The organism is Spirillospora sp. NPDC127506 (assembly GCF_040302145.1).
Lineage (GTDB): Bacteria > Actinomycetota > Actinomycetes > Streptosporangiales > Streptosporangiaceae > Spirillospora.
Genome location: NZ_JBEORG010000019.1, coordinates 63385 through 75468 on the forward strand (window position 1 = coordinate 63385; position 12084 = coordinate 75468).

Genomic DNA, 12084 nt, shown 5'->3' on the forward strand with positions numbered 1-12084 from the left:
ATCATGGTCCGGGCGACGTTCCGGCCCGTCCAACCGGGTATGGGCAAGGAGATGGACGGGGATGCGGGCCGGTGGGGAGACGATCGAACGGGGGAGGCGATCGCCACGCGACGCGCGGAGTGGACCACTGAAATGGGCGATGCGGCATGTTCCGGGCGCGTAACGCTCTACGGTGGGGCGGTGTGACGACCGTCTCCGACGCCGAGGGCGTCCCCTCGGCCGGGGACTCCGACTCCGAGCGGGACCCGCGGGGCCCCCGCCCGACCCTGCGCCGCCGGGTGCTCGCGCGGGGCGGGGCGGCTGCGCGCACCGCCGGCCGCGTCTGCTGGCTGCTGACCAAGGGCACCGCGGTCGGCGCGTTCCGCTACCGGGTCACCGGCCTGGCTGCCGAGGCCGCGTTCTTCGCGCTGCTGTCGCTGCCGCCCCTCGTGATCGGGCTCATCGGCACGATGGGCCACCTGCGCGGCCTGTTCGGCGCGGACACCGTCGGCGAGATCCGCTCCTGGGTGATCGAGCAGGCGCGGACGGTGCTGACCGGCCCGGCGGTCGACTCGGTCGTCGTCCCGCTGATCGACGACGTGATCCGCGGCGGCAGCCCCGACATCGTGTCCGTCAGCTACCTGATCTCGCTGTGGGCGGGCTCCCGGGCGACGAACGTCTACGTCGACACGATCACCATCTCCTACGGGCTGTCCGGCGTCCGCGGGGTGATCCGCACCCGGACGCGCGCCTTCGTGCTCTACCTCATCGGCCTGCTGGTCATGATCGTCGTCATCCCGATGCTGGTGGCCGGGCCCGCGCTGGTGCGGCAGGCGCTGCCGGAGAGCGCCGAGGCCGTCCAGTTGCTGTACTGGCCGGTGGTGGTGACCCTGTCGATCGTCTTCCTGGCGCTGCTGTACCACGTGAGCGTCCCGGTGCGGACGTCCTGGTGGCGCGAGGTGCCCGGCGCCGTGCTGGCGCTGCTGATCTGGATCGGCGGCAGCGCCGGCCTGCGGTTCTACCTGGCCGGGTCGCTGAGCGGCGTGTCGGTGTACGGGTCGCTCTCCGCCTCGATCGCGGTGCTCGCCTGGCTGTACGTGGCGGCGCTCGCGGTGCTGATCGGGGCCGCGCTGAACGCCGAGATCGACCGGCTGTGGCCGAGCGGCGACACCGCCCGTGCGCGCGCCGTGCGGGAGAAGCAGGGCGAGCAGGTGCCGCGCGACCTCGGGGCCACGGGTAAAAACAAACCCGAATCCGGCTCTGAATAGGTCAAACATGTCGTAACCTCGCGTGGCATGACCCCCAGTGAGGAGCCGCGCAGGCTGCGCACCGTCACCGGCACGATCGCGACGTCGGACGTCACCGGGCCCGTGCTCTCCCACGAGCACCTGCAGATGGACCTCCGCTGGCCCGCGCGCCCGCGGCTGGTCGACTCCGACCCGGGCCGCTGGCTGGACGAGGAGAAGCCCGTCCAGCGCGAGCTGTCCGCGCTGCGCAAGGAGCACGGCCTCGGCCTGGTCGTCGACCTGACGTGCTCGGGCATGGGCCGCAACGCCGCCGCGCTCGCCCGGATCAGCGCCGGCTCCCGGGTGGCCGTGGTCGCCGGGACGGGCGTGTTCACCGAGCCGTTCCACCCGGCGTTCGTCCGCGAGACCCTCGCCGCCGGGGCCGGCCCGGACGGGCCGTCGGGCGTCGAGCGGCTCGCGGAGCGGCTGCTCGCCGAGGTCGGCTTCGGCATGGACGGCACCAACTGCCTCCCCGGCGTCATCGGCGAGATCGGCACCTGGGGCGAGGCGCCGACGGAGACCGAGGAGCTGTGCCTGCGCGCCGCCGCGCGGGCGGCCCGCTACTCGGGGCTGTCGGTGGCGACGTACGGCCGGGCGGGGCTCGCCCAGCTGGAGATCCTCACCGCCGCGGGGCTGCCCCCGGAACGGGTCGCGGTCGGCCAGCAGGACCGGGTGGACGACCCCGGCCAGCACCGCAAGATCGCCGAGACGGGCGGCTACGTGTCGTTCGGCACCCTCGGCCGCGCCGGCGAGGACCACGCCGCCATCGGGCGCCGCGTCCGCTGCGTGCTGGACCTGCTGGAGGCCGGGCACGCCGACCGGGTGCTGCTGAGCACCGGCGTCTCCCGGATGGCGCAGCTCGGCCGGTACGGCGGCGCCGGCTTCGGCTACCTCTTCGAGACGTTCCTGCCCGCGCTGCGCGCCGCCGGGGCCGACGACGCGACCCTGGACGCGATCCTGCGCGACAACCCGCTGAGGTGGCTCGCCGGGGCGTGATTGGGTAGGGGAGACCCCGGAAGGGGGTGTTCCCCATGTCCCGGAACAGATCCGCGCCGGAGGACTTCCAGCGGGCGGAGACCGTCCGGCTTCCCTACACCGACCGCAGCGAGGCGGGCCGCGTGCTCGCCGAGCGCCTCGTCCCCCTGGGGCTGGAGGGCGCGGTGGTCCTCGCGCTGCCGCGCGGCGGCGTCCCCGTCGGCTACGAGATCGCGCGGCGGCTCGGCTCGGTGCTCGACGTCCTGGTGACCCGCAAGATCGGGTATCCGCCGCAGCCCGAGCTCGGCGTCGGGGCCATCGCCGAGGGCGGCTCGCCGGTGTTCGACGAGGAGCTGCTGCTCCGGCTCGGCCTGCGCGAGGAGGACCTGGCCGCCACGGTGCGGGCCGAGCGCGCCGAGCTGGACCGGCGCGTGGCGGTGTACCGGCGCGGCCGCCCGCTGCCGGAGGTCGCGGGGCGCCGGGTGGTCGTGGTGGACGACGGGCTGGCGACCGGCGGCACCGCCCGCGCGGCGGTGCGGGCGGTGCGCGAGCGCGGCCCGGCCCGGCTGGTGCTCGCGGTGCCGGTGGGCGCCGCGGAGACCGTCCGCGCGCTGGAACCGGAGGTGGACGTCCTGGTCGTCCCGGCGGCGCCGTGGGAGTTCCGCGCGGTGGGCCAGTGGTACCGCGACTTCGACCAGCTCACCGACGAGGACGTGACGGCCTGGCTGGACCGCGCCCGGCGCGCCGGCGCCGGCGGCGGACCGGGCGCCGGGGGCCGGCCCGGCGGCCCGCTGTGAAGCGGCCCACATGAAAATGGCGGGAGCGAATTTCGGTGAATGGGGCACATCGCCGAGTCGTTTGCGCTAAAGAGCGTGCCCGGCGGAATGTCGTGGTGCGATGTAACCCGTCCGCGGCGCCGATGTGACTCCGCGCCCTGACCCGGCCGTGATGCGGCGGCCCCGGGCACGCAAACGGCCCCGCGGGGCGGGGCCGTGTCGTTTTTCAGGGTGGCGTGCCGGGGATCGCGATGGGAGCGTTTCGGCGCCTCCGTGCTCGCCTAGGCGGCGTTGGCGCGGCGCATCCGGCGACGGCGCTCGGAAGCGCGCTCGTCCTCGTTGAGGCCGCCCCACGTGCCGTACTTCTCGGGCCGGGACACCGCGTAGTCCAGGCACTCCGTGCGGACCGGGCAGCCCATGCAGATCTGCTTGGCCTTGCGCTCGCGGATCTCGCGCTCGGGCTGGCGCTCGCCGTCGGGACCGAAGAAGAGGACGAGGTCTTCCCCCCGGCACGCCGCGGCGTCCTGCCAGCCCCAGCTGGGACGAGGGAGGTTTGCCTGCCGACGTACCTGAGCCATGGAACACCCACCTTGATTGGTTTCGAACAAAAATCGGGACATGGACGCTCGACGTACTTCGGGTGACATGAGTCAGAAGCGCCGAATGTTCCAACGTCTGGAGTTGCCGCTCTGTTCCCCGCCCGGTTACTCCGGAAACCTGGGGACGTGCGACAGGGAGACCCTCGAATGGGGCCTCAGAGAGATTACACGAGGGCCGCCTCGTTGAGAAGGGTGAGTTCCCTAACAACATGGGTTCGCAGGTTCTCCCCGCAGTCCGGGCCGCAGGGATCCGACTGCTGGACGGCCTCGAAGGTGACCCGGTAACGGCTCTGCCGCGCGACAACGACTGCTTCGTACCGAGATGTCCCGGTGAGCGATTCCACCGTCACCTCGTCCACTCCGAGGGCGCCGGTGTGCGCCCGGACGAAGTGCTCGGCGGCCTGCGCCGGCTCGGGCGTCCCGGCCCGCCCGCGGAACCGGTCGAGGACCACCTCGCCGCGCAGGTAGGCGTCCGCGGCCCGCACGGCCTCGGTCTCGCCGAGGTCGCCGTAGTAGAGCCCGTGGGGAAGACACACCAAATTCGCCGCAAATCGGTCACCGCCGACATGGGTGGTTTCCCATACGAGGCGGTCGAAACGCCCAGCGAGGGCGCGGGCCAGCGGCGCTCCGGTGCGCGCGCAGCAGGCGTTGTGCCGCCCGTGCGTGCAGGCCAGCAGCAGCGGCCCGGCCACCCGGTCGCCGAGGCCCGGCGACCGGCCCGCGGCCAGCGCGGCGAGGTCGAGCGAGGCCAGCTCCGCCGGGTCGGCCAGCTCGCGCCCCTCCGCCCAGACCTCGGCGCCCCGCGAGAACGCCGCGTAGACCTGGATCGGCGGGGTGCCGCGGCGGCGCCCCGGCCGCCGGATCAGCTGCGGCCGGACGCCGGCCTTCTTCGCGGCGCGCACCGCGCCGCCCACCGCGTCCGCGGCGGGCAGGTCGGTGACGTTCTCCGGCCAGGGGCCGGGGTGCTCGACGAGCAGCCAGGCGCGCGCCTTCGCCGTCGCGCTCGCCAGGCACGGCCGCTCGCCCGTGTGGCTGCCCGGGCAGTGCCCGCAGCCCTTGCCGCGCGTCAAATGGTCCCCCCGGTCGATCTTCAATCGATTAGGTAAGGGTAACCTAACGGTTCGCGATCAAACCAGAAGGGGCGATGCGGAAGGGGTGACGGAGGTCTCAGTTGCCCCGGGTCTCAGTGCAGGGCCGCGCGGGGCAGCAGGGCCTCCGCGGCCGGCAGCGCGGCCTCCCGGTCGGCGGCCACCAGCCCGATCCGGGTGCGGCGGTCCAGCAGGTCGCCCGCGTCGAGGGCGCCCTCGTGCCGCACGGCCCAGGCCAGCTCCGCCCCCGTCACCGGCAGGCCCGGGACCACCCGCTCCAGCAGGGCCGGGTCCTCCCTGCCCAGCGCGGTCAGCAGCGGCGCCTCGGTGCCGTACCGGTGGACGAGGCGGGACGGCGCGTCCAGCGCGTCCAGCCGGGCCCGCGGCGCCGCCCCCACCAGCGGGAGCCGGGCGGTGCGGCTCGGCCCGGCGGCGAGGCCGCGGGCGCGCACGGCCGCGTCGACGGCGTCCTGCGCCATCCGCCGGTAGGTGGTGAGCTTGCCGCCGACGACCGTGACGACGCCGTCCGGCGAGGTGAGCACCGCGTGGCGGCGGGAGATGTCGGCCGTCTCGCGGCCGCGGCCCCGGTCGAGCAGGGGGCGCAGGCCGGCGTACGCGCCGATCACGTCCGCGCGGCGCACCGGCGTGTCCAGCGCCGAGCCGAGCACGTCGAGCAGGAACCCGATCTCGCCCTCCGTCGGCTCCGGCACGTCCGGGATCGGGCCGTCCGCCGGCTCGTCGGTGAGCCCGACGTAGACGCGGCCGTCGCCCTGCGGGAGCACCAGCATGAACCGGGCGCCGCCGCCCGGGATCGGCACGTGCAGCCCGGCCTGCAGCCCGCGCAGCGTCTCGGCCCGCAGCACCAGGTGGGTGCCGCGCGACGGGCGCAGCCGCACGCCGTCCACGAGCCCGCCCGCCCAGACGCCGGCCGCGTTCAGCACCGCCCGCGCCCGGACGGTGATCTCCCGTCCGGTCAGCTCGTCCCGGACGAGGGCGCCGTCGCCGGCCAGCTCGACGGCGCGGCACCGGGTGAGGATGCGGGCGCCGTGCCCGGCGGCGGTCCGGGCGATCGCGGTGACCAGGCGCGCGTCGTCGCACAACTGCCCGTCCCAGGACAGCAGCCCGCCGCGCAGGCCGTGCGGGCGCAGCGCGGGCGCGAGCCGCAGCGTCTCGACCGCCGACAGCCGGCGCGGGCCGGGCAGCACCGAGCGCGGGGTGCGCGCGGCGAGCCGCAGCAGGTCCCCGGCGCGCATCCCGCCGCGCGAGGCGAACTCCTGCGCGCGCGGCACCAGCGGGGTCAGCGGCAGTACGAACGGTAGCGCCCGCACCAGGTGCGGCGCGGTCCGGCGCATCAGCACGCCGCGCTCCACGGCGCTCTCGTGCGCCACGTCCACCTGCCCGGACGCGAGGTAGCGCAGCCCGCCGTGGATCAGCTTGGAGCTCCACCGGGACGTGCCGAACGCCAGGTCGTGCGCGTCGATCGCGGCGACCGACAGCCCGCGCGAGGCGGCCTCCAGCGCGGCGCCCGCGCCGGTCGCGCCGAGGCCGACGACCAGCACGTCCACCACCTCGTCCGGCAGGGCGGCGAGTTCGCGCTCGCGGCGCGCCGCGTTGAGCGACGTCCGCGGTTCCGGTCCGGTCATGAGAGTTCCTCCGTAGGCGCGCCCCCGTCGTCCGGCGAAGGCGGTGGCGGGGCGGTCAGGGCGCGAGCATCCGGTCCAGGACGTGCCGGAGCTCGGCGTCGAAGGCGTCAGAGCCGAGGTCGGGGTCGGCCTCGTCGAGCATCGTCGGCGCGGACAGGGCGTAGGACTGGACGACCAGCAGCAGCGCCCGCGCCTGCCGCGGCGGGTGGCCGGCGCGGACCGTGCCGTCCCGCTGCCCGGCCCTGATCGCCTCCTCGAACCACGCCAGGAACGCCCGCTGGCTGGCGCCGCAGCGGTCCAGGACGTAGGGCAGCAGCAGCTCCGGGTCCACCTCGATGATCTTGCGGAGCAGCGGGTGCTCGCGGAACGTGCGGACGCCGGTGACCAGGCCGTCCACCATCCGGGGCCGGACGGGGCGGCCGTCGTCCGGGGGCTGCAGCGCCTCGCCGATGTCCGTCCATTCGCGGGTCATCAGGTCGGCCACGATCGTGCGGACGTCCGGCCAGCGGCGGTAGAGCGTCATCCGGGAGACGCCCGCGCGGCGGGCGATGTCGGTCAGCGTCGTCCGGCGCACCCCGACGGCCAGCACGCAGTCGCGCGCGGCGTCCAGCACGGTGTCGTCGGCGGTCCGCGCCGCCGCCCTGTTGTGACGATTCGACGTCATGTGTCACAGTGTAAGCCCAAGCGACGGGACCGGGGCGGAGAGGGAGGCCGGCGTGGAGACGCGGGACATGCTGTGGAGCGGCTGGGGGGATCCGGCCGAGGCCGCGCCGCTGCCCGAGCCGACGGTCGCGCTGCTGCGCGACATGCTCGGCGTGCGGCCGGCCGCGGCGCCGCCGGTCGCGCTGGCGGCGATGAAGGTCGCCGAGCCCCGGCTGCCCGGGGAGGACCTGACCGCGCTCGCCGGGGTCGTCGGGGACGGGAACGTCCGCGCCGACGCCGAGTCGCGGATCCGGCACACGCGCGGCAAGTCGACGCCCGACCTGCTGCGCATCCGCGCCGGCGAGACCTCCGACGCGCCCGACGCCGTCGTCCTGCCCGGCTCGCACGACGAGGTCCTCGCGGTGCTGCGGATCTGCGCGGCGCGGCGGATCGCGGTGGTGCCGTTCGGCGGCGGCACGTCGGTCGTCGGCGGGCTGGCGCCGCGGGGCGCGGACGTGTTCGTCGCCCTCGACCTGCGGCGCATGGACCGCCTCGTCGCGGTCGACGAGGTCTCCCGCACCGCCGTCCTGGAGCCGGGCCTGCGCGCCCCGGCCGCCGAGGCGCTGCTCGCCGAGCGCGGCTTCACGCTCGGGCACTTCCCGCAGTCGTTCGAGTGGGCGACGATCGGCGGGTTCGCGGCGGCGCGGTCCAGCGGGCAGGCGTCCGCCGGGTACGGCCGGTTCGACGACATGGTGGTCGGGCTGACCGCGGCGACCCCCGAGGGCGCGCTCGACCTCGGCCGCGCGCCGAAGTCGGCGGCCGGCCCCGACCTGCGGCAGCTCGTCCTCGGCTCGGAGGGCGCGTTCGGCGTGATCACGTCGGTGACCGTGCGGATCCGGCCCGTCCCGGAGGCGCGGGAGTACGAGGGCTGGCGGTTCGCCTCGTTCGGCGAGGGCGCCGCCGCGCTCCGCCGGCTCGCCCAGGACGGCCCGCTGCCCACCGTGCTCCGGCTGTCGGACGAGGCCGAGACCATGGTCGGCCTGGCCGACCCGTCGGCCGTCGGGGCGTCGGGCTCCTCGGCGGGGTGCCTCGCCGTGGCCGGCTTCGAGGGCGCGCCGGACGACGTGGCCGCACGGCGCGCGAAGGCGGCGGAGGCGCTGTCCGCGGCCGGCGGCGAGCCGCTCGGCGCCGCGCCGGGCGAGAAATGGGAGCGCGGCCGCTTCAGCGCGCCCTACCTGCGCGACTCCCTGCTGGACGTGGGCGCGTTCGCCGAGACGCTGGAGACCGCGACGTTCTGGTCCAACGTCCCGCGGCTCTACGAGGCCGTGCGGCTCGCGCTGATCGGGGCGCTCTCCGGTGCGGGGACGCCGCCGCTGGTCATGTGCCACATCTCGCACGTCTACCCGTCCGGCGCGTCCCTGTACTTCACGGTGGTGTCCGCGCAGGGCGAGGACCCGGTCGCGCACTGGGCGAAGGCGAAGCGCGCGGCCTGCGACGCGATCGTCGAGGCGGGCGGGACGATCAGCCACCACCACGGGGTGGGCACCGACCACCGCGACTGGTACGCCGCGGAGATCGGGCCGCTGGGCGCCGCCGTGCTGCGCGCCGTGAAGGACCGGGTCGATCCCGCGGGGATCCTCAACCCGGGCGTCCTCGTCCCGCCGGCCCCGGAGGAGTAGCCGCCATGAGCACCCCGCGCGCGTTCACCGCGATCGTCAACCCGGCGGCGGGCGGCCCGGCGCCGGCGTCCTGCCTGATGCCGCTCGGCCGGCTGCTGCGCGAGGCGGGCGCCGAGCTCGACGTCGAGTACAGCCGGAGCATGGAGCACGCCGCCGGCGTGGCCCGCGACGCGGCCCGGGCCGGGCGGGTCGTGCTCGGCGTCGGCGGCGACGGCCTGGTCGGCTGCGTGGGCGGCGCGCTGGCGGGCACCGGCGCGCTCTTCGGCATCGTCCCGGCCGGGCGCGGCAACGACTTCGCCCGGCAGCTCGGCGTCCCGTCCGGCGCGGCGGAGCTCGCCCCGCTGCTGCTGGAGGGGGAGCCCCGCGCGGTGGACGCCGTCGAGGCCAACGGGACGGCCGTCCTCGGCAGCGTCTACGCGGGCATCGACGCGATCGCCAACGCCAACGCCAACAGGACGCGGCTGCTGCGCGGCTCGGCCGCCTACTACGTCGGCGCGCTGCGGGCGGTCGTCTCGTGGCGGCACGCCGACTACCGGATCACCGTGGACGGCGAGGAGCACCGGCGGGAGGGCTACACGGTCGTCGCGGCGAACTCCGGCTACTACGGGTTCGGCAAGCACATCGCCCCCGACGCGCGCGTGGACGACGGCCTGCTCGACGTCGTCGTCATCCGCAGGGCGCCGCGGACGCTGTTCTTCGCCGTGATGCGCGAGCTGGCGGACGGGACGCACGTCCGGCGCCCGGAGGTGGAGGTCATGCGCGGCCGGGAGGTGCGGATCGAGCTGGCCGGGCCGCCCGGCCGGACGCTGCCGTACGGGGCGGACGGCGAGCTGCCCGGGGTGCTTCCGGTCACCGCGCGGATCCTGCCGGGCGCCCTGCGGGTCCTGGCCCCCTGAGGTTTTGGCCCCTCGTTTGGGCCGATTTACGCGAGCATTACGGCCCTCCGTATAGCGTCGGTTACGTCCCGCTTTCGGGACCTTGGGGCCGTCCAAGGAGGCATCATGAGAGGCGACTGCACGCTCGCCGTTCTGGGGGGACTCATGATGACCGCGGCGGCCCCCGACGTGGTGGCGCCGGCGTCCTTGGGGGTGGCGCCGGCGTCCACCACGCGCACGCGCGCATCCGCCTGACGGCGGGGTCGCGCCGCATCGCGCGCCGCACCCGATGCCGCGCTTGACGCCGGGATCGCCTCCGGACAGTCTGTGAGGATTCCCTCACCGCTGCCGGAGGCGTTCTGTGTCCGAGGTTTCCCCCGCGCCCGATAACTCACGCACCTCGGAGGAGGGCGCGGGGTGGGTGTGCGGAAGACCCGGCACGTTCAACGACCTGCTCCCGGCCCGCGTCCCCGACTTCTCCTGGCGCCGCCCGGCGGTGCTGTGGCGGTCCCGCAACGACGTGATCGCGCGGCTGTTCGGCGACCCGACCGACGCGATCCGCCGGCGCTGCGTCGCCGCGCTGCGCGAGCGCGGCACCCCGGCCGCGTTCACCGTGCACCGCTCGTCCCCGGAGTTCTCGTTCGCGCTGCTCGGCGACACCGGGGAGGGCGACCGGTCGCAGTACGCGGTGGTGCCGCCGCTGCTGCACGCCGCCGCGGACACCGACTTCATGATCATCGCCAGCGACGTGATCTACCCGACGGGGGACGGGAGCCAGTACCCGGAGAAGTTCTTCCGCCCCTACAAGGACTATCCGGCGCCCATCTACGCGGTCCCCGGCAACCACGACTGGTACGACGGGCTGCGCGGCTTCCTGCGCGTCTTCTGCGACCTCGACGCGGACTGCTCGCCGCCGCCGTGGCGCGGCCCGCTCGCGTTCATCCCCAGGCTGCTGTGGCGGCGCCCCGGCACGATCGACCCGGAGGTCCTCGCGGAGGCGCGCCGCACCCTGCGGGGCGCGCCCGGCCAGCAGGCCGTCCAGCCGGGGCCGTACTGGGCGATCGACACGCCGCCGCTGCGCATCATCGGCATCGACACCGGCATCACCGGCGGCCTCGACCGCGAGCAGGGCCGGTGGCTGCGCGAGGTGTCCGCCGGGCCCAAGCCCAAGCTCCTGGTGACCGGCAAGCCCCTGTACGTGGACGACGACCACCGGCCGGGGCGCATCGAGGGCGGCGGGACGGTCGACGAGATCGTCCGGGACCCGGCGCACAACTACGTGGCCGCGATCGGCGGCGACATCCACAACTACCAGCGCTACCCGGTGCGGACCGGCGACGGCCGGACGATCCAGTACATCGTGTCGGGCGGCGGCGGCGCGTTCATGCACGCGACCCACACCATCCCCCGGACGAGCACGGTGGACGAGAACGAGTTCCGCTGCTACCCGCTGCGCGGCGACTCGCTGTCCCGGTACAGCAAGCTGTACGGGCGGTGGCTGCGGCTGCCGAAGCTGTTCGAGCTGACCCCCGAGGAGGCCACCGCCGCCGTCCGCTACCGGCTCGGCATCAGGCCGGGGCGCGGCTACAAGGCGCCCGAGGGGGACCGGCCGCCCCTGCGCGCGCGGTTCGTCGCGTCCGTCCTCGGCGTCCCGCGCGACGACCGCGCCCGCCCCGGGTTCATGCGGCTGGCGGTGCACCGGCTCCCGCAGCGCTTCCGCTCGGAGCTGGCCGACTGGGACCGGCCGCCGTTCTTCAAGAGCTTCCTGCGGCTGGACGTGACCGGGTCGCGGCTCCGGATCCGCTGCTACGCCGCCACGGGCTGCGGCGACCAGGAGACCGCGCCGCCGTGCGAGGACGAGGTCACGATCCCGCTGCGCTAACCGGTCACCGCGGCCAATGTCGCGCAGAACTGGCCACAACCGGCGTTTCGCGGTCCCGACGTGCTCGGATGCCGTTACAGTCTTGGGTCAATCACACGGGTGAACGGTCATGCGGTCGGCCGTCAATCGACCGCGTCCCACAGGAAGAGCATTCGGATGAGTTACCCCCAGCAGGGTCAGGGCCAGGGCCAGCAGCAGGCCCACCAGGGCGGCTACGCGCCCGCCCCAGCGCAGCAGCACGCCCCCGTCGCCGTCGGCGCGGGCTACAACATGAAGCGCCGCAACCCGCTCGGCGCATGGCTCGGTCTCCCCATCATCACCTTCGGCATTTACGGCCTGGTGTGGTTCTACAAGGTCCACGCCGAACTGCACGAGTACGACCGCCGCATCGACAACGCCGCGACCAACGCGCTGCTGTCCATGCTGTTCGGCTGGATCACGCTCGGCATCTGGCCCCTGGTCATGTTCGTCAAGCTCGGCGGGCGCATCGCCCAGGCCCAGCGCGCCGCCGGCCTCCAGCCGACCTCCAGCGGCGGCCTGGGCTTCCTGCTCGGCATCCTCGGCTTCGGGGTGCTGTACTACCAGATCCAGCTGAACAAGGTCGTCGACCGCTACGGCGACACCCCGGCCGGCCAGCAGGTCTCGCTGGTCGCCTGACCG

Annotated in this window: 11 protein-coding genes; 7 read left to right on the forward strand and 4 right to left on the reverse strand. The window is 75.0% G+C overall.

From position 1 onward, the window contains the following. The first annotated feature begins 182 nt into the window (after positions 1-182). The 3 genes from ABTW95_RS19425 to ABTW95_RS19435 are packed head-to-tail and all read left to right on the forward strand — an operon-like array spanning position 183 to position 3037. Entirely contained in the window at positions 183-1247 is a 1065-nt protein-coding gene (locus ABTW95_RS19425) for a YihY/virulence factor BrkB family protein (protein WP_500226988.1), read from the forward strand. Between the two features lie 27 nt (positions 1248-1274). Further along, positions 1275-2261 (forward strand): phosphotriesterase family protein, encoded by a 987-nt coding sequence (locus ABTW95_RS19430; protein WP_396446106.1) that lies wholly within the window; start codon positions 1275-1277, stop codon positions 2259-2261. 35 nt (positions 2262-2296) lie between these two features. Further along, positions 2297-3037, forward strand: a complete 741-nt coding sequence (locus ABTW95_RS19435) for a phosphoribosyltransferase (RefSeq protein WP_396446105.1) — start codon at positions 2297-2299, stop codon at positions 3035-3037. A gap of 260 nt (positions 3038-3297) precedes the next feature. On the opposite strand, the gene ABTW95_RS19440 is transcribed toward ABTW95_RS19435, so the two are convergent. The 4 genes from ABTW95_RS19440 to ABTW95_RS19455 form a co-directional block, all read right to left on the reverse strand. Continuing rightward, positions 3298-3594: a WhiB family transcriptional regulator gene (locus ABTW95_RS19440; protein WP_021600082.1), complete on the reverse strand. Its 297-nt coding sequence runs from the start codon at positions 3592-3594 to the stop codon at positions 3298-3300. A gap of 185 nt (positions 3595-3779) precedes the next feature. Beyond that, positions 3780-4709 (reverse strand): sucrase ferredoxin, encoded by a 930-nt coding sequence (locus ABTW95_RS19445; RefSeq protein ID WP_500226989.1) that lies wholly within the window; start codon positions 4707-4709, stop codon positions 3780-3782. A gap of 89 nt (positions 4710-4798) precedes the next feature. Beyond that, a complete protein-coding gene (locus ABTW95_RS19450) occupies positions 4799-6346 on the reverse strand; it encodes a glycerol-3-phosphate dehydrogenase/oxidase (protein ID WP_396446103.1) in 1548 nt (515 codons plus the stop codon). A 55-nt stretch (positions 6347-6401) separates the two neighbouring features. Further along, positions 6402-7010 (reverse strand): TetR/AcrR family transcriptional regulator, encoded by a 609-nt coding sequence (locus ABTW95_RS19455; RefSeq protein ID WP_396446102.1) that lies wholly within the window; start codon positions 7008-7010, stop codon positions 6402-6404. 67 nt (positions 7011-7077) lie between these two features. Between ABTW95_RS19455 and ABTW95_RS19460 the strand changes: the two genes are divergently transcribed. From ABTW95_RS19460 to ABTW95_RS19475, 4 genes are all read left to right on the forward strand, one after another. Beyond that, the gene (locus ABTW95_RS19460; protein WP_500227024.1) at positions 7078-8667 is read left to right on the forward strand and encodes an FAD-binding oxidoreductase; all 1590 of its coding nucleotides are present in this window, start codon (positions 7078-7080) and stop codon (positions 8665-8667) included. A 5-nt stretch (positions 8668-8672) separates the two neighbouring features. Further along, positions 8673-9563 carry a diacylglycerol/lipid kinase family protein gene (locus ABTW95_RS19465; RefSeq protein WP_396446101.1) on the forward strand — a complete coding sequence of 297 codons (891 nt, stop codon included), beginning with the start codon at positions 8673-8675 and terminating at the stop codon, positions 9561-9563. A 400-nt stretch (positions 9564-9963) separates the two neighbouring features. Then, positions 9964-11424, forward strand: coding sequence for a metallophosphoesterase family protein (locus tag ABTW95_RS19470; RefSeq protein WP_396446100.1), 1461 nt, complete (start codon positions 9964-9966; stop codon positions 11422-11424). Positions 11425-11580: 156 nt separating this feature from the next. Then, positions 11581-12081: a DUF4234 domain-containing protein gene (locus ABTW95_RS19475; RefSeq protein WP_396446099.1), complete on the forward strand. Its 501-nt coding sequence runs from the start codon at positions 11581-11583 to the stop codon at positions 12079-12081. Positions 12082-12084 lie beyond the last annotated feature (3 nt).